Origin of the sequence: Acidovorax sp. 35-64-16, assembly GCF_002281195.1 — a bacterium.
Classification (GTDB): Bacteria; Pseudomonadota; Gammaproteobacteria; order Burkholderiales; family Burkholderiaceae_C; genus Acidovorax; species Acidovorax defluvii.
Genome location: NZ_NCFM01000052.1, coordinates 1 through 16,194 on the forward strand (window position 1 = coordinate 1; position 16,194 = coordinate 16,194).

Consider the following 16,194-nt stretch of genomic DNA (forward strand, 5'->3'; position numbering starts at 1 on the left):
CAAAGTGCTTTCCTTTGCGACTGGCCGGTCAACAAGAGAGCATCCTATGCACTCTTGGCCCAACCTATTGCTTGGTGCACTTCGTTCTGGAATCCGCCAGCCAAAACAGGCTCTAGCGCCCGTTCATCAAGCGCAAGTAGCTATCAAAACAATACCAACCCGCCAGGCCGCCACAGCCATTGCACAGGCCGCCCAGCGCCTGAGCACCCTGCGCCAGGCCTGGCTGAACCCGTCCGAGTGGACGGACACCGTGCCCGAGGTGGTGCCGCTGGGGCTGAGTGCATCGCCCTACCCCGACCGCACGGTGGCCAAGCCCGGCTTTGAAAAAGACCTGGCCAAGCGCACGCTCACCAACCTCTACAACCTGCGCCCCGCCTGGCTGGCTGCGGCCCATGCGCAGCTGGATGCAGCGGTGGCGGCAGCCTATGGGTGGGCGAACTACACGGCCGACATGCCGGATGATGAACTTTTGCGCCGCCTGCTGGCGCTGAACCTGCAGCTCAGCAGCGGGGCGTAAAAAACGCCTTCACCCAGAAGCCCCCATGCGCCCCATCCCAGCCACCCCAAAAGACATCGGCGACGGCGAAGACCGCCCGGTGGACCTGCAATCGCCCGAGGTGCCGCCCGCCATTCGCGCCAAGGTGCTGGCCACGGCGCAGCCGGGTGACCAGTTGTGGCGCTGCCCGCGCCTGGCGGCGCCACGCGGGGCGCTGGGCCTGCTGGGGGTGGGCCAGCGCGATGCGGTGATCGAGTGGTGGCTGCTGGATGTCGGCGGCGAACCGATCGAGGCGTTCTGGGAGGTTTAAGCAAAATTGGCCGCGGGCGCTTATGGAATAAGCGCGAGCAGCTATTGTTTTGATACCGCTCTTGCACAACCCAAGCTGGGTGCGGGCGCTGCTGCGGCACCGCACTACACTCTGTGCCTTTCCTCTTTCTCGCATTCCCCATGACGTATTGCGTCGCCATCAAACTCAATGCCGGGCTGGTTTTCCTGTCCGATTCGCGCACCAATGCCGGACTCGACCAGATCAGTTCATTTCGCAAGATGATGGTCTACGAGAAAGCGGGCGAGCGCTTCATGGTGCTGCTGTCGGCGGGTAACCTGAGCATTTCGCAGTCGGTGCGCGAAATTTTGCAGACCACCCAGATCAAGGACGATGCCGACGGCGAGCCCATCACCATCTGGAACGCCAAAAGCATGTTTGACGCCGCCCGCGTGCTGGGCGCCGCCGTGCGCCATGTGCATGAGCGCGATGGCGCGGCGCTCAAGCGCGCGGGGGTTGATTTCAATGTGTCGCTGGTGTTTGGCGGCCAGATCCAGGGCGAGGGCATGCGCCTGTTTCAGGTGTATTCGGCGGGCAATTTCATTGAATCGACGGCAGAAACGCCGTATTTTCAGGTGGGCGAGTCGAAATACGGCAAGCCCGTGCTCGACCGCGTGCTCACGCCCGAGACACCGCTCGACGAGGCCGCCAAGTGCGCGCTGGTGTCGATGGACAGCACGCTCAAGTCCAACCTTTCGGTGGGGCTGCCCATGGACCTGGTGGTGTATGAAGCCGACCGCTTCACCACCGAAAAGATCGTGTGCATTGACGAGCAGAACCCCTACTTTCGGATGCTGCATGACAGCTGGGGCCAAAAGCTGCGCGCGGTATTCGACAGCATCGAGGACCCGGCGTGGGACGGCGGCTCGACCGATGCGCCCATTTTGGTGAACCCGGCGCGCAGCAAGCCGCTCAAAAAGATCACCAATTTCCGTGACAAGCTGATCTGAGCTTGCACACACCCTGACTGATTGATGGCCAAGATCGTTTTTTCGCACGGCAACAGCTTTCCGGCTGGCACCTACAACGTCCTTTTCGCGCACCTGCGTCAACGCGGTTTCGAGGTGACCGCCGTCGACCGCTTTGGCCACGATGCGCAATACCCGGTCACCAGCAACTGGCCGCACCTGGTACAGCAGCTGGCCGACTTTGCCGCGCAGCAGGTGCAGGCTTCGGGCGAGCGCGTTTTTCTGGTGGGGCATTCGCTGGGCGGCATTCTGAGCGTGATGGCGGCCGCGCAGCACCCCGATCTGGCGCGCGGCGTGTTGATGCTCGACTCGCCGCTGATCAGCGGCTGGCGCGCCACCACCGTGGGCGTGGCCAAGCGCACGCAGGTGGTAAGCGCCGTGTCACCCGGCCGCGTCAGCCGCCAGCGCCGCATGAGCTGGGCCAGCACCGACGAGGCGCTGGAGCACTTCCTCAAAAAGGAGGTGTTTACGCGCTGGGACCCGCAGGTGCTGCACGACTATGTCACCCACGGCCTGCACGACAAGGACGGGCGCCGGGTGCTGGGCTTCGACCGCACGGTGGAAACCGCCATTTACAACACACTGCCCCACAACCTGGACCGCCTGCTGCGCAGGCACCCCCTGCGCTGCCCGACCGCATTCATCGGCGGGCTCGACTCGGTGGAGATGCGCCAGGTGGGCATGGCGCTGACGCGGCGTATCACCGGCGGGCGCATCATGATGCTCGACGGCAGCCACCTGTTCCCCATGGAGCAGCCGCTGGCCACCGCAGCAGCCATCGAAGCGGCCTTGCTGAACCTGTCTTCGATCGCACCTTGACCCCCAGCCGCGGGGAGGCCGGGGCCAAAATATTGTCGACACACGCTTTTCAAGCGCTTCCGATACACTGAGGCGTTACAAACCGATACGTACCGTCCATGACGCCGCCGCCCTCTGCCCCGGACCTGTCTTTGCAGGACATGCGGCGGCACGCCGACCCCCTGGGCGACGGCACCATCGCCCGGATTCTGGGTGACTGGCCTGCACAGGGCTGGCCGGCTGACGATGCGCCGCAGTGGAGGCGCATCGCCGAGGTCAACCGGCTGTTTGGCGAGTGGGTGGACAACGCCAGCCTCGCGCACTGGCATGCACCCAGCACCGTGCTCGGACAAGAGGCTGCCCAGGCATTGACCGACTATGTGCAGCAGGCCCAGGCGCTGCCGCCCTGGGCCGACCCGCAAAAAATCCAGCGCGCCGAGCGGCTGTTCATGGAGCATGGCGCGCTGCATGCATCCTGCTGTTTTGCTCCAGCCTGCCCGAGTGCTACGTGCTGCCAGACCTTGCCGACGTGCTGCACACGGCCGGCCAGTTGGAGCAACACACCGAGCACCGCATCCGCTCCACAGCGGCCATGATCTTCCCGGTCATGATGCGCGGTGGCCTGGATGCCAACGGCGGCGCGGGCATTGCGCAGACCCTCAAGGTGCGGCTCATCCATTCGACCATCCGCAACCTGATCTTGCGCGGTGCGCCCCCCGATGCCCTGCAGGCCTGCCTTAGCGCGCTGCCCCCGCTGGCCCAGCCCGCCGCAAAGCCCACGCTCTACCAGACGCTCTTTGCCCGGGGTTGGAACGTGGCCGACAGCGGCCTGCCCTGCAATCAGGAGGAGCTGGCCTACACGCTGCTCACGTTCAGCCATGTGTTTCTGCGCAGCCTGCGGCGCCTGGGCATCGGCCTGCCCCGTGCCGACGAAGAAGCCTATCTGCACGCCTGGAACGTGGTGGGCCATGTGCTTGGCATCGAGCGCGGCCTGATGGCCGACACGATGGAGCAGGCGGCCAGCCTGTTCGCGCGGATGCAGGCGCAGGGCCGCAGCCAGGCCCTGGTGCCCGACCCGCGCCCGGCGCTGGGGACCGCGCTCATGCAGACCATGGCCCAGTCGATCCCCTGGCCCGTGGTACAGCCGATTCCCGTGCTGCTCACGCGCTACTTGTGCGGCCGCGAAACGGCGCACGACCTGGGCCTTGATCGACGCGTGCCGCTGGCCTCATCCGCATTGTTTTGGGCCATGCTGCTGCTGGCCCGTGGCATCGACACCCTGGTGCGCTGGTGGCGGCCCCGGTTTTCCATCTCGCGAACGTTGACGCGGGTGCTGGGCTACCACTTCATGAGCCGCGTGCTCATGAGCCAGACACGCCCGCTGCAATTGCCCGACGGCCTGCTCAACCAGCTCGATGCCGTCGTCAAGGGCTGGAGCGAAGACCCCCACGCCCCCGCATGGCTCAACCAGCTGGAGGACCGGCTGACCACGCATGGCAGCTGGAACCCGGGCGTGGCGCGCAGCCGCGCAGCGCCATGAAGTTACTCATCCCCTCGCCGATGTTTGCTCGCTACAGCCTTCTCATGACATGGATGCGGCATTGGCACGCTGGGCGCTGCGCTGGCACCAGGCTGTGGCTGCGGTCAGTGCTGTCGGTGCTTTCTGTGCTGGGTTGGCTGACATGGTCGGCGGCGGCCCATGCGGCAGCGCCCCTGCAACTCACGCCTGGCAGCCAGACGCTCGACGCCTGGCCCGCCATCACCCTCCAGGCCGATGACACCCTCGGACGCAGTGCGCAGGAGATGCTGGGACGACTGGAGGATTTCAAAGCACCCGCAAACCTGAACGGATCGCTGGGCGTACGCGACAAGCAAGCGATGTGGCTCCGCGTTCCCCTGGAGGCTTCCCGGACGCCCGGCAGCCCCTGGGCCATCTACGTCGGCTACAGCTCACTGCAGGAAGTGGATATTTACCTCACCAGCGAAGGCCAGGTGCTTCAGCAGGTTTTGCTGGGCTACATGCGCCCGCCCGACAAGACCACCTTGTCGAGCCGTGTCCCGGCCATGCTGCTGAACCTGCAGGCAGGCCAAAGCTATGACGTGTTGATCCGCATCCGCACGCTGGGGCCCATGATCTTGCCCATCAGTGTCAGCGAACTTCCCCACGGGCTGTACCTGGCCCAGCGCGAGCAGATGCTGCAGGGGCTGCTGATCGGGCTGGCGTTTTGCCTGCTGGTGTACAGCTTGATCCAGTGGGCCAGCCAGCGCGAGCGGCTGTTTGCCTACTATGCACTGGTCGTCCTGGGTAGCACGGGCTTTTCCATCCAGTTTTTTGGTATTGGCGCGCAGTTTCTCTGGCCGGGCAGTGTGTGGATGGGGAGCCATGCGGGCATCACGGCGGGGCTGATGGCTCTGGCGGGGTCTTTTCTTTTCCTGAACCACGTCCTGGTGGGGCCGACCACGCAGGGCCTCTACCCACGCGTGATGTACGCCGGTGCTGCGGTCACCACGCTCGTAGGCCTGGCTTTCGTTTTCGATCTTTTGACGCCCCGTGGCGCCACGATTTTCATGAGCCTGGTCGGCCCGCTGCCATCGCTGCTCAGCATTCCTGCAGCACTGCGGCGGGTGCGCGAGAAAGACCCGATCGGCACCACCCTGCTGGTCGCATGGCTTGCCTATGGCTTGGCAGCCGTCGTAATGGTGTGCCTGGTGCAGGGCTGGGTGCCCGCCAATTTCTGGATGATGCACTCGTTTCAGTTCGGCGCAACCATTGACATGCTGCTGTTCATGCGTGTGCTGGGCCTGCGCAGCAAGGCGCTGCACCTCGCGGCACTCGATGCGCACCGCGAGCGTGACGCCATGCACTCGCTCGCCCACACCGATCCGCTGACCGGCCTGCCCAACCGCCGCGGCCTGTATGCGGAGCTGGCCAACAGCCTGCAGCGTTGTGACCCCCACCACCTGGTGGCGGTGTACCTGCTCGACCTGGACGGCTTCAAGCCCGTCAACGACCAGTACGGCCACGATGTCGGCGACGAACTGCTGGTTGCCGTGGCGCAACGCCTGCGCGGCCATCTGCGCGAGTCGGACGTGGTGGCGCGCCTGGGCGGCGATGAGTTCGTGGTCATGACCCCGCTGCTCAAACAGCCCGAACAGGCGCACGATCTGGGAATGAAGCTGCTCGACGCTTTTCGCTCGCCCTTCGCGCTGGGCAATCGGCAGGTCTGGGTAGGCCTGACCATTGGCTATGCCCTTGCCCCCCACGACGGCAGTGACGCCATGGGCCTGCTCAGGCTCGCAGACGCCGCCATGTACAGCGGCAAGCAGGCCGGCAAGTTCTGCCTGCGCCGCAACACGGGCGACCTCGCACTGGCTTCCGCCTGAGGCGCGAACCAGCACACGCCCGCGCCGGGCTCAGCTCAACGGCAGCAGCGGTAGGCCAGCCCCAGTGAGGCGGAGAAGGAAGTGGGTCGCACCGTCAGCGGGCTGCGGCGCGCGTCACCCTGAACCTGCGAAGCGCCCAGGCCGCCCCACACCACCCAGTGGCGGCTGAGCGCCGTCATGACATCCACGCCCAGGTCAACGCTGTAAAGACCGCCCCCAGGCTCGTAGGCGGCCAACCGGCTGGGCCCCGCACCGCCCGCCACGGCAGGCACACCAAACCTGGCGCGCAAGTAGGTGCGGTCGCCAAAACTGGCGCCTGCACCAAAAACCACGCGGGTCTGCTGGGTGACGGGCAGGGTGTAGGACACGCTGGTGTTCAGCTGCGCCCCCCCGTCGCGCCCCAGAATATCTTGCGACAACCCCGCCCCCACCGACCACCGGGGTGTGATGGCATAACCCGCGCTGATTCGGGCGCGCAAGGTGGATCGCACCTCGGGCAGTCCGGACAGCAGCGGCGAATCGCCGCTCTTGCGGCCGTTGTCCAGGCGCAGCGATGCGCTCAGGTTGAACTGGTCGTTTTCAGCCAGGACAGCGGTGGCGCCCGATTCGCGCTGCTCCAGCCCGTGCCCCATGAGCGTGCTGCCGCGCGATGTGCTCAGGCGAAACCGCCCATATTCGAGCGCCCACGCCGGGCGCACATGCACCGAACGGCCATCGCCACCCGTATAGTCCGGGCCGCTGCTGACAATGGCGCCCAGCACATAGTTGAGCTTGGTTGACTCGTTTGCCTTGGGGGCCGCTGGCGCTTCATCGGCCATGGCAGGCAAACCGGAGCCCAGGCCCCACAACACAGTGCAGCCCCAAAGGCCCCGACAAATACGCAGCATGCAAGTCATGGCGCCATTATCAGCCCGCCCACTGCACCAGGCCAGACCATGCCGAAACCAGCACCACCACCCCAAACACGATGCGGTAGTAGGCAAATGGCACAAAACTGTGGGTGCTGATGTAGCGCAGCAGCCAGCGCACGCACAACCAGGCGCTGATGAACGAGAACACCAGCCCCACGGAAAACATCGGAATGTCTGCCGCAGTCAGCAGCGCCCGCTCCTTGTACAGGCTGTAAGCCCCCGCGCCAATCAGCGTGGGAATGGCCAGAAAGAACGAAAAATCCGTGGCGGCCTTGCGCGACAGACCCAGCAGCATGCCGCCGATGATGGTGGCGCCACTGCGGCTGGTGCCCGGCACCATGGCCAGGCACTGCACCAGGCCCACTTTCAGGGCATCCAGCGCGGTCATGTCCTCCACCTCATGGATGCGGGTGGCCGTAGACGGGCGGCGTTCGGCCCACAAGATGATGAAGCCGCCAATGATGAAGGTGCTGGCCACCACCACGGGGGTGAACAGATGGGCCTTGATGGCCTTGCCAAACAGCAGCCCCAGCAACACCGCCGGCACGAAGGCAATCAGCACATTCAGCGCAAAACGCTGTGCCTGCTGCTCCGTGGGCAGCGCCGCCAGCGTGGCACGGATTTTTTGCCAATACACCAGGATGACGGCAAAGATGGCGCCCGTCTGGATGGCAATATCGAACACCTGGGCCTTGGCATCGTCAAAACCCAAGAGCGAGCCCGCAAGAATCAGGTGACCGGTGGAGGAGATGGGAAGAAACTCTGTCAGACCCTCCACCACGCCCATGATGGCGGCCTTGACCAGCAAAACAATGTCCACGCGATCGCCCCTTTTGACCAGATAAAGCGCGAATTATCCGTTGCATCGCCCCTGATGCGCCTTCCCGCGCGCGGACGCCGTCGCCTTTCACGCTGCGGCAAGCGCATTTCACCCCCCGGCCCTGCAGCCTGTCGCAGCGTGCTGGCCTGGCCAGACACCACCGTGCACAGTGTGGGTGAACCTCTGCAGGCCCCGCCTGCATCGGCCACCGCCAACAGGAGCACAACATGCTGATCCAGATCGCCACACACCAACCTCGGAGGCTGCCTGCCATCGTCCAACACACGCCCGTCTGGGTGTGGGGTCTGCTGGCGGCCCTGCTGTGGCTGGGCATCTTGCTCGCCAAGTACATCGTGGGCGTGGAACTGGCCTTACAACCCGCACTGGCACATGACACCGGCGTTGCGCTGCAGGTGGCTGCGTGACACCTTTTCTTGAAAGAAAAGGCAAGGATCATGGGATCAGGTACCAAGCGAACGCAAAGGGACTACACGCTGGCTTTTAAGCTGACAGTGGTCGAACAGGTAGAAAAAGGCGAACTGACGCACAAGCAGGCGCAGCCGCGCTACGGGATCCAAGGGAGATCGACGGTGTTGGTGTGGCTGCGCAAGCACGGCCGCCAGGGCTGGGGCGCTGGGGCATCATGTTCGGCCATTTCCCGCCGGATGGCCACTGACACGGACGTGCCACGCCTTGTGGCATCGTTGTCCATTGGAGGCGGGTTTCGGCCAGGATAAGGTTTATGAAGTGTTGGAACTGCAAAAAATCATCGGTGTGCAGCACAAGGCGCGGGCCGCCGCGCCTACCGGGGCTATGGGCAAAGGCCACAGCGCAGCGCTGCGCGCGCAGGACAATTGCAAACCGACATGGGGGTGTTGACATGGCGCCGGGATTTTTCCGCACAATAGGTACCGCACCCACAAGGTTGACCAGCGCGTCAACGGGTGACGAAACGAAGCTGCGGGTCAGACGCGGTGCGCAGCAGGTGTTTGCCTGCGCGGCCCACCGTTTGTTCTCGATGCCTGACGTCATTGGGTTGAATTTTTCACCCGTTTTTCCCTGAAGAGAAAGTCCCTCATGCAACTCTACTTTTCAGCCGGCCTGATATTCGCCATTGTCTTGTGGGGGGTCATCGCCCCCGCATCGCTGGGCGGGCTCTTCGACAGGCTGCTGGCAGTCATCACACGCGACTTCGGCTGGCTCTACCTGTGGGTGGTGCTGGGCCTGGTGGTGCTGGCGATGGTGCTGGCTTTCAGCCGCTACGGCGACCTCAAGCTGGGCACTGAAGACGATGAGCCGGAGTTCTCCATCACGTCCTGGTTTGCCATGCTGTTTGCCGCCGGCATGGGCATTGGCCTGGTGTTCTGGGGTGTGGCCGAGCCGATCTCCCATTACGGTGTGCCTCCGCCCGGCATTGCGGCCAACACGCCCGAAGCGGCCAACGCCGCCATGCGCTACAGCTTCTTCCACTGGGGTCTTCACCCCTGGGCGGTCTACAGCATCGTGGCGCTGGCCATTGCCTTCTTCCAGTTCCGCAAGGGCGGGTCCGCGCTGGTGAGCACGGCGGTTGAATCGTTGCCGTGGGCGCCACTCAAAAAGCTCGGACCGGTAGTCAACGTGCTGGCCGTGATCGCCACCGCCTTTGGCGTGGCGGCTTCGCTGGGTATGGGCGCGCTGCAGATCAATAGCGGCCTCAATTCGCTGCTGGGTCTGCCGGTTGGCGATGCATCTCAGGTCGGCATCATCGTGGTGACCACCGTGCTGTTTCTCGCATCGGCCGTCACCGGTGTGACCAAGGGCATCAAGTGGCTCTCCAACATCAACCTCACACTGGCTGCGCTGCTGACGCTGGCGGTCTTCGTGATGGGGCCGACCGTGGCCATCATCGACACCTTCACCAGCACGCTGGGCAGCTACGTGAGCGAATTCGTTCGCATGAGCCTGCGCATGACACCGTTTCGCGACAGCGGCTGGATCAGCGGCTGGACCGTTTTCTACTGGGCCTGGTGGGTCAGCTGGTCGCCGTTCGTAGGGCTGTTCATCGCGCGCGTTTCTCGGGGACGCACCATCCGTGAGTTCATCCTGGGCACGGTGCTGGCGCCCACGCTGGCCGCCTTTGTGTGGTTCTCGGTATTCGGCGGCACCGCACTCAACCAGGAAATCATGCAAGGCCTGCCAATGGCCGAAGCCGTGGGTGCCGACGTGTCCACCGCCATGTTCGTACTGTTCGATGCCCTGCCCATGGGTGGCCTGCTCAGTGGCGTGGCCACCGTGCTGGTGCTGGTGTTCTTCGTGACCTCGGGCGACTCTGCCACCCTGGTGCTGGGCATGATGAGCACTGGCGGCCAGGCCAACCCGAGCGCTCGTGTGAAGGTCATCTGGGGCCTGCTGGTCTCAGGCATTGCCATCAGCCTGTTGCTGGCTGGCGGGGTGAAGGCGGTGCAGACCGCCACCATCGTGTTTGCCTTGCCATTCACGCTGGTGATCGTGCTCATGGCCGTGGCCCTGTGGCGCGGCGTGCGCGAGGACTGGGACGACGAACAAAGGCGCGATAAGGCGCTGCGTCGGCGCATGAAGAACTTGCTCGACCAGCCTCCCGTGGCATGACATCCGAACTGTTGCTGGCGGCGGGCAAAAGCTACCTGTTCGTGTTCGCCGCCATCCTGCCGATCCTGAATCCGGCGGCCACAGCGCCAATTTTCCTGAGCCTGACCGAGGGCGCGTCGCCCAGCACGCGCGCGCTGCTGGCGCGGCGCATCGCGCGCAACATGTTTGCGCTCATGGTGGGCTCGATGCTGGTGGGCACCTACGTGCTGGAGTTTTTCGGCATTTCGCTTCCCATCGTGCGCGTGGGCGGCGGGCTCATCGTAGCCGCGTCGGCATGGCGCCTGCTCAATGCCAGCCATGCCAGCGACGACCGCCGCACGACTCTCGCCGAGTCGTACACGCCCGAGCAAGCCCGGCGCCAGGCCTTCTACCCACTGACTTTCCCCATCAGCTGCGGGCCGGGCTCGATTGCTGCGGCCATCACGGTAGGCGTAGCGCTGAACGACACGCGCCTGTCGCTGTCCCTGGCCCGCATGGGCGGAGGGGTGCTGGCGCTGCTCACCATCGGTTTGCTGCTCTACCTGGCGTTCCGTTACGCCCAGCAGTTGCTCAAGCCGCTGGGCGAGGCCGGCAGCGTGATTTTTTTGCGTTTGTCGGCCTTCATCCTGTTGTGTCTGGGCGTGCAGATCGTTTGGGATGGGCTCAGCGAGTTGCTGCTCAGTCTGCTGCTGTAAGTAATTGCTTTCGCAAGCCGCGCCCGTTTGCGATGACCTTGCACTACTTCAGCGGCGCCCGCCGCTGAGTGGTGCTATCGCTGCCCGTCCCGGCCCCCTCCGGCTGCGCCCCGTCCCACGGCCCCGCCACATTCTTGAGCAGCGCATTCACCGCTGCCAGCCGCCGGTTGCGCACGTCGATCAGGCTGCGCCGGGTGGCGAGCACGGTGGTCTGGGCGCTCAGCACATTCAGATAGCCGACGGTGCCGGCACGGTACTGGTTGCTCACCACATCCAGCGCGCGCTGGGCGGCGGCCACCGCCTCGGTTTGCAGTTGCTGTTCGCGTTCCAGCGCGGTGGCAGCGGCGAGGTTGTCCTCCACTTCCTGCAGCGCGGTCAGCACCGTCTGTCGATAGCTGGCCACGGTCTGGTCGTGCGCGGCGCGGGCCGATTCCAAGGCGGCGCTGCGGGTGCCGCCATCCAGAAGTGAGACGGCCAATGCAGGGCCCAGTGACCAAAACAGGTTGGGGGCGTTCAGCAAACTCGACAGCTCCGTGCCCCGATAACCCGCCGCGCCCGACAGCGTGACCGCCGGAAAGAACGCCGCCTGCGCCACGCCGATCTGCGCGTTGGCCGCTGCCACGCGGCGTTCGGCAGCGGCGATGTCGGGGCGGCGCTCCAGCAGGCGCGAGGGCAGTTGCGCTGGCACGGCGGGCGGTGCGGGCAGCGCGGCCGTGGCGGGCAGGTTGAGCGCGGCCGGCGCCTGCCCGGTGAGCGCGGCCAGCGCGTGCTCCAGCTGGGCGCGGCTGGTCTGCGCTTCGAGCCGTTGCACCTGGGTGGACTTGTACTGCGCCTCGGCCTGCGCCACGTCGGCCGCCGAGGCCACGCCCGCGCGCTGGCGGTTGCGCGTGAGTTGCCAGCTGCGCTCGTACGCGGCCAGGGTGTCGTCCAGCAGTAGCGTCTGCGCCTCGGCGGCGCGCAGCGCGAAATAGGTTTGCGCCACCATGGCCTGCACCGACAGGCGCATGGCGGCCAGATCGCCAACGCTGGCCTCTACGCTGGCGCGCGCGGCATCCACCCCGCCCGAGAGGCGCCCCCACAGGTCCAGCTCCCAACTGGCGTTCAGGCCCAATGCCTGGCTGTTGCGGGTGCGCGCCTGGGCGCTGCTCTCGGCGTTGGTACCGCTGCGCGAGCGCGTGCTGCTGGCCGTGGCGCCCAGGCTGGGCAGGCCTGCGGCGCCAGCACTGTCGAGTGCGGCACGCGCGGCGCGCAGCCGGGCCACGGCCAAAGCCACGTTCTGGTTTCCGCTGGCGGCGCGCTCTTGCAGCGCATCAAGCGCAGGGTCGGCGAACAGCGTCCACCATGCGTCGGGCACGCTGTCTTGCGGCTGGGCGGTTTGCCACACGGCGCTGCCTTGCACGCCTTGCTTGAAGGCGGTGGGCACGTCGAGCGCCGGGCGCTCATGGGGCGGCGGAGAGCTGCAGGCCGTGAGCAGCGCCGAAATAACGAGCAAAAATGGCTTCCATCGCTTACTGGATAAGCGCAAACAGCTATTAAAATAAGAGCTATCGGGGTGCATCAGGAATCTCCTTGCAGCGCGGGCTTCGGGCCGCCAGCCGGGTGGCGGCGCCAGCGCGCCCAGCGCTGCACACGCGCGCGCAGTCGGTCCAGCGCCACATAGACCACGGGCGTGGTGTACAGCGTGAGCAGCTGGCTCAGCAGCAGCCCGCCCACCACGGCAATGCCCAGGGGCTGGCGGAGCTCGGCGCCATCGGCCCGGTTCAGCGCCAACGGCAGCGCGCCAAAGATGGCGGCCAGCGTGGTCATGAGGATGGGGCGCACGCGCAGGCTGCAGGCGCGGTAGATGGACTGCGCGGCCGTGATGTGGCCAGCGCGCTGCCGCACCAGGGCGAAGTCGATCATCATGATGGCGTTTTTCTTGACGATGCCGATCAGCAAAATAACGCCGATGAGCGCGATCAACGAGAACTCGGTCTTGAACAGCATCAGCGCCAGCAGCGCTCCCACCCCGGCAGATGGCAGGGTGGAGAGGATGGTGAGCGGGTGCAGCAGGTTTTCATACAGGATGCCCAGCACGAGGTAGATGGTGATGATGGCGGCCAGGATCAGCAGCGGCTGGCCCGCCAGCGCGTCCTGAAACGCCCCCGCCGTGCCGCCAAACGTGCCGCGAATTCCCACGGGCACGCCCAGCTCGGCCACCGCGTTGTGCACGGCATCGGTGGCTTGCGACAGCGACACGCCCGGCGCCAGGCTGAAGCTCACGGTGCTGGCCGGCGTGCCGCGCTCGTGGCTGACAGACAGCGGGGTGTTGGTGGTGGTGATGCGTGCAAACGCGGTCAGTGGCACCTGCTGGCCCGCGCTGTTGACAAAGAAGAAGCCGCGCAGCGTCTCGGGGCTTTGCAGGTAGCGCGGGGCGGCTTCCATCACCACACGGTATTGGTTGAGCGGGTTGTAGATCACGCCCACCTGGCGCTGGCCGAACGCGTCGTTCAGCGTGGCGTCGATGGTGGCCATGGTCAGGCCCGCGCGCATGGCGGCGTCGCGGTCGATCACCAAGGTGGTCTGCAGGCCATAGTCCGACACGTCGCTGTTCACGTCTTCGAGTTCGGGCAGTTGCGCCAGGGCCTGGCGGATGCGCGGCTCCCAGGTGCGCAGCTCGGCAATGTCGTCGGCCTGCAGGGTGTAGTCAAACGAGGCGCTGCTTTGCCGCCCGCCAATGCGGATGTCACGCTGGGGCACCATGAACAGGCGCGCGCCGGGCTCGTCTTTCAGTTGCGCGCGCAGGCGGGTGATGACGGCCTCGGACGTCTCCTGCCCCGGCCCGCGCTGGAGCGTCATGAACATCTGCGCCGCGTTGCGCTGCCAGCCACCGGTGAAACCCGTGACATGCTCGACTGCGGGGTCGGCCTGCACGATGGCCAGAAAGCGTTGCAACCGCTGCTCCATGGCCTGGTACGAGGTGGCCTGGTCGGCGCGGATGAAGCCCGAAATGCGGCCCGTGTCCTGCTCGGGCATGAAGCCTTTTTCGATGGCGGTGTAGAGAGTCACATTCAGCCCCACCACCCCGCCCAGCACCAGCAGCACCAGCGGCTGGTGGCGCAGGCACCAGGCCAGGCTGCGCCGGTAGCCGCGCAGGCCCCGGGCCTGCAGGCCATCCACCCAGCGCGAGAAGCGCGCCCACCACGCGGCGCCGGGCGCCGTGGCACCACGGTGCGGCTGCTTGAGCAGCGCCGCGCACATCATGGGCGTGGTGGTGAGCGACACGAGCAGCGACACCAGAATGGCCGCCGACATGACGATGGCGAACTCGTGAAAGAACCGCCCCACGATGCCGCCCATGAACAAAATGGGCACGAACACGGCAATGAGCGACAGGCTCATCGACACCACGGTGAAACCGATCTCGCGCGCGCCGTCCAGCGATGCCTGCAGCGCCGTTTTGCCGCGCTCCATGTGGCGCATGATGTTCTCCAGCACCACGATGGCGTCGTCCACCACGAAGCCGGTGGCAATGGTCAGCGCCATGAGCGAAAGATTGTCGAGCGTGTAGCCCGCCAGGTACATCACGCCAAACGTGCCCGCCAGCGACACCGGCACGGCCACCGCTGGGATGAGCGTGGCGCGCCCGTTGCGCAGAAACAGAAACACCACCAGGATCACCAGCGCCACCGCAATCAGCAGGGCATGCTCCACCTCCTTGACCGAGGCGCGCAGCGTGGGCGTGCGGTCCGAGACGATCTCCACGTCGATCGCCGGCGGGATGGAGGCCTTGAGCTGCGGCAGCAGCGCGCGCACGCGGTCCACCGCCTCCAGGATGTTGGCGCCGGGCTGCTTGTACACCTGCAGCAGCACAGCCGGCTTGCCGTTGGCCACACCGAAGTTGCGCACATCCTGCACCGAGTCGGTCACCTCGGCCACATCGGCCAGGCGAATCGCATTGCCGTTTTGCCAGCGCAGCACCAGCGGCGCATAGTCGGCCGCCACGCGGGCCTGGTCGTTGGCGGCGATTTGCCAATAATGGTCTTCGCGCTCCACCGCGCCCAGCGGGCGGTTGGCGTTGGTGCTGCTGATGGCGCCGCGCACCTGCTCCAGCGAGACCCCGTTGGCCGCCAGCCGCACCGGGTCGAGCGACACGCGCACGGCGGGCAGCGCGCCACCGCTCACCGTGGCCTGCCCCACCCCTTCGACCTGCGAGAGCTTTTGCGCCAGCACGGTGGAGGCCGCGTCGTACATCTGCCCGCGCGTGAGCGCGCTGGACGTGAGCGCCAAAATCATGATGGGCGAGTCGGCCGGGTTCACCTTGCGGTAGGTCGGGTTGCTGGGCATGCCCGTGGGCAGCAGCGTGCGCGCGGCGTTGATGGCGGCCTGCACGTCGCGCGCGGCGCTGTCCACGTTGCGGTTCAGGTCGAACTGCAGGGTGATGCTGGTGCTGCCCAGGATGGAACGCGAGGTGATCTCGTTGACCCCGGCAATGGCCCCGAGCGAGCGCTCGAGCGGCGTGGCCACGGTGGCGGCCATGGTGTCGGGGCTGGCGCCGGGCAGGCTGGCACTGACCGAGATGGTGGGGTAATCGACCTGTGGCAGCGGGGCGACAGGGAGCAAAAAGTACGACACGGCGCCCACCAGGGCCAGGCCCAGGGTGAGGAGCGTGGTGGCGATGGGGCGGTGGATGAAGGGGGTGGAGAGGCTCATGGGGTGGGCCTCTGGGGTTTGAGATGTTTTTGGGTTCTAGCGCTTATTGGATAAGCGCTAGCAGCTACTGAAATGATAGCATCCTGTCTCGCCACGGTTCGCTCGGGTTGAGCTTGTCGAAGGTGAGACTTACTTGCTAATCGTTCAGCATGCCTGTGCCAAGGACGGGTGCCGGGATGTGCGCCCGGCGGCGCAGTAACTTTCTTTTGCTTCGCCAAAAGAAAGTCACCAAAGAAAAGGCGCCCCCCAGTCTGCGACCCCTGCGCTGCGCTACGGGGCAAACCTGCGGCGGGGCGATTGCGGGGTGCGCCGCAGAACTCACTGTGCTGCTTCGCAGCTCCGTTCGGACAGCCGCGGCGAGTCAGATGACGAAGCATGGGCGCTGCGACGCCCATGCCCACCCCGCAACCGCCCCGCCGCAGGCGCAGCCAGCAGGGGTTGGACAGCCGAACATCCAAACATCCGCTCGGGCCGTCGCTGCGCTCGGCCCGGCAACAACTGCGCCCAGCGCGAGGC

General features: G+C 65.8%; 14 protein-coding genes and 1 pseudogene. 11 read left to right on the plus strand and 4 right to left on the minus strand.

From position 1 onward, the window contains the following. Positions 1-46 precede the first annotated feature (46 nt). From B7Y64_RS17770 to B7Y64_RS17800, 7 genes are all read left to right on the plus strand, one after another. Complete coding sequence (locus tag B7Y64_RS17770) at positions 47-517, plus strand: hypothetical protein (protein WP_291326510.1); 471 nt, start codon at positions 47-49, stop codon at positions 515-517. A gap of 25 nt (positions 518-542) precedes the next feature. Further along, positions 543-806 (plus strand): hypothetical protein, encoded by a 264-nt coding sequence (locus B7Y64_RS17775; RefSeq protein ID WP_024815895.1) that lies wholly within the window; start codon positions 543-545, stop codon positions 804-806. Positions 807-946: 140 nt separating this feature from the next. Beyond that, positions 947-1,774, plus strand: coding sequence for a proteasome-type protease (locus B7Y64_RS17780; RefSeq protein WP_024815896.1), 828 nt, complete (start codon positions 947-949; stop codon positions 1,772-1,774). Positions 1,775-1,798: 24 nt separating this feature from the next. Continuing rightward, entirely contained in the window at positions 1,799-2,611 is an 813-nt protein-coding gene (locus B7Y64_RS17785) for an alpha/beta hydrolase (RefSeq protein WP_291326512.1), read from the plus strand. Between the two features lie 98 nt (positions 2,612-2,709). After that, entirely contained in the window at positions 2,710-3,186 is a 477-nt protein-coding gene (locus B7Y64_RS17790; protein ID WP_291326514.1) for a hypothetical protein, read from the plus strand. Beyond that, positions 3,099-4,130 (plus strand): oxygenase MpaB family protein, encoded by a 1,032-nt coding sequence (locus B7Y64_RS17795; protein WP_291326517.1) that lies wholly within the window; start codon positions 3,099-3,101, stop codon positions 4,128-4,130. The genes B7Y64_RS17790 and B7Y64_RS17795 overlap by 88 nt, the downstream gene beginning before the upstream one ends. Further along, on the plus strand, positions 4,127-5,974 hold the full coding sequence (locus tag B7Y64_RS17800) for a diguanylate cyclase (RefSeq protein ID WP_291329514.1): 1,848 nt from the start codon (positions 4,127-4,129) through the stop codon (positions 5,972-5,974). The genes B7Y64_RS17795 and B7Y64_RS17800 overlap by 4 nt, the downstream gene beginning before the upstream one ends. 35 nt (positions 5,975-6,009) lie before the next feature. Here B7Y64_RS17800 and B7Y64_RS17805 read toward each other — a convergent pair whose 3' ends face one another. Continuing rightward, on the minus strand, positions 6,010-6,792 hold the full coding sequence (locus tag B7Y64_RS17805) for a MipA/OmpV family protein (protein ID WP_291326519.1): 783 nt from the start codon (positions 6,790-6,792) through the stop codon (positions 6,010-6,012). An 88-nt stretch (positions 6,793-6,880) separates the two neighbouring features. After that, on the minus strand, positions 6,881-7,705 hold the full coding sequence (locus B7Y64_RS17810) for an undecaprenyl-diphosphate phosphatase (protein ID WP_024815901.1): 825 nt from the start codon (positions 7,703-7,705) through the stop codon (positions 6,881-6,883). Between the two features lie 227 nt (positions 7,706-7,932). Between B7Y64_RS17810 and B7Y64_RS17815 the strand changes: the two genes are divergently transcribed. From B7Y64_RS17815 to B7Y64_RS17830, 4 genes and pseudogenes are all read left to right on the plus strand, one after another. Next, positions 7,933-8,130, plus strand: a complete 198-nt coding sequence (locus B7Y64_RS17815; RefSeq protein ID WP_291326521.1) for a DUF6622 family protein — start codon at positions 7,933-7,935, stop codon at positions 8,128-8,130. 30 nt (positions 8,131-8,160) lie between these two features. Then, a pseudogene (locus B7Y64_RS17820) lies at positions 8,161-8,325 on the plus strand (IS3 family transposase); the annotation flags it as partial. A 457-nt stretch (positions 8,326-8,782) separates the two neighbouring features. Further along, on the plus strand, positions 8,783-10,312 hold the full coding sequence (locus B7Y64_RS17825) for a BCCT family transporter (protein WP_291326524.1): 1,530 nt from the start codon (positions 8,783-8,785) through the stop codon (positions 10,310-10,312). Continuing rightward, a complete protein-coding gene (locus B7Y64_RS17830) occupies positions 10,309-10,986 on the plus strand; it encodes a MarC family protein (RefSeq protein ID WP_035242134.1) in 678 nt (225 codons plus the stop codon). Before B7Y64_RS17825 ends, B7Y64_RS17830 begins: the two co-directional genes overlap by 4 nt. A 43-nt stretch (positions 10,987-11,029) precedes the next feature. On the opposite strand, the gene B7Y64_RS17835 is transcribed toward B7Y64_RS17830, so the two are convergent. Both B7Y64_RS17835 and B7Y64_RS17840 read right to left on the minus strand, forming a co-directional pair. Further along, positions 11,030-12,544: an efflux transporter outer membrane subunit gene (locus tag B7Y64_RS17835; protein WP_291329516.1), complete on the minus strand. Its 1,515-nt coding sequence runs from the start codon at positions 12,542-12,544 to the stop codon at positions 11,030-11,032. After that, positions 12,544-15,678 (minus strand): efflux RND transporter permease subunit, encoded by a 3,135-nt coding sequence (locus B7Y64_RS17840; protein WP_291329518.1) that lies wholly within the window; start codon positions 15,676-15,678, stop codon positions 12,544-12,546. The genes B7Y64_RS17835 and B7Y64_RS17840 overlap by 1 nt, the downstream gene beginning before the upstream one ends. Positions 15,679-16,194: the final 516 nt, after the last annotated feature.

What these genes read in the sequence shown, in the direction of transcription:
- B7Y64_RS17770 (WP_291326510.1), top strand. Translation starts at nt 47, where the DNA reads ATGCACTCTTGGCCCAACCTATTGCTTGGTGCACTTCGTTCTGGAATC.
- B7Y64_RS17775 (WP_024815895.1), top strand. Translation starts at nt 543, where the DNA reads ATGCGCCCCATCCCAGCCACCCCAAAAGACATCGGCGACGGCGAAGAC.
- B7Y64_RS17780 (WP_024815896.1), top strand. Translation starts at nt 947, where the DNA reads ATGACGTATTGCGTCGCCATCAAACTCAATGCCGGGCTGGTTTTCCTG.
- B7Y64_RS17785 (WP_291326512.1), top strand. Translation starts at nt 1,799, where the DNA reads ATGGCCAAGATCGTTTTTTCGCACGGCAACAGCTTTCCGGCTGGCACC.
- B7Y64_RS17790 (WP_291326514.1), top strand. Translation starts at nt 2,710, where the DNA reads ATGACGCCGCCGCCCTCTGCCCCGGACCTGTCTTTGCAGGACATGCGG.
- B7Y64_RS17800 (WP_291329514.1), top strand. Translation starts at nt 4,127, where the DNA reads ATGAAGTTACTCATCCCCTCGCCGATGTTTGCTCGCTACAGCCTTCTC.
- B7Y64_RS17805 (WP_291326519.1), bottom strand. Translation starts at nt 6,792, where the DNA reads ATGGCCGATGAAGCGCCAGCGGCCCCCAAGGCAAACGAGTCAACCAAG.
- B7Y64_RS17815 (WP_291326521.1), top strand. Translation starts at nt 7,933, where the DNA reads ATGCTGATCCAGATCGCCACACACCAACCTCGGAGGCTGCCTGCCATC.
- B7Y64_RS17825 (WP_291326524.1), top strand. Translation starts at nt 8,783, where the DNA reads ATGCAACTCTACTTTTCAGCCGGCCTGATATTCGCCATTGTCTTGTGG.
- B7Y64_RS17830 (WP_035242134.1), top strand. Translation starts at nt 10,309, where the DNA reads ATGACATCCGAACTGTTGCTGGCGGCGGGCAAAAGCTACCTGTTCGTG.
- B7Y64_RS17835 (WP_291329516.1), bottom strand. Translation starts at nt 12,544, where the DNA reads ATGCACCCCGATAGCTCTTATTTTAATAGCTGTTTGCGCTTATCCAGT.
- B7Y64_RS17840 (WP_291329518.1), bottom strand. Translation starts at nt 15,678, where the DNA reads ATGAGCCTCTCCACCCCCTTCATCCACCGCCCCATCGCCACCACGCTC.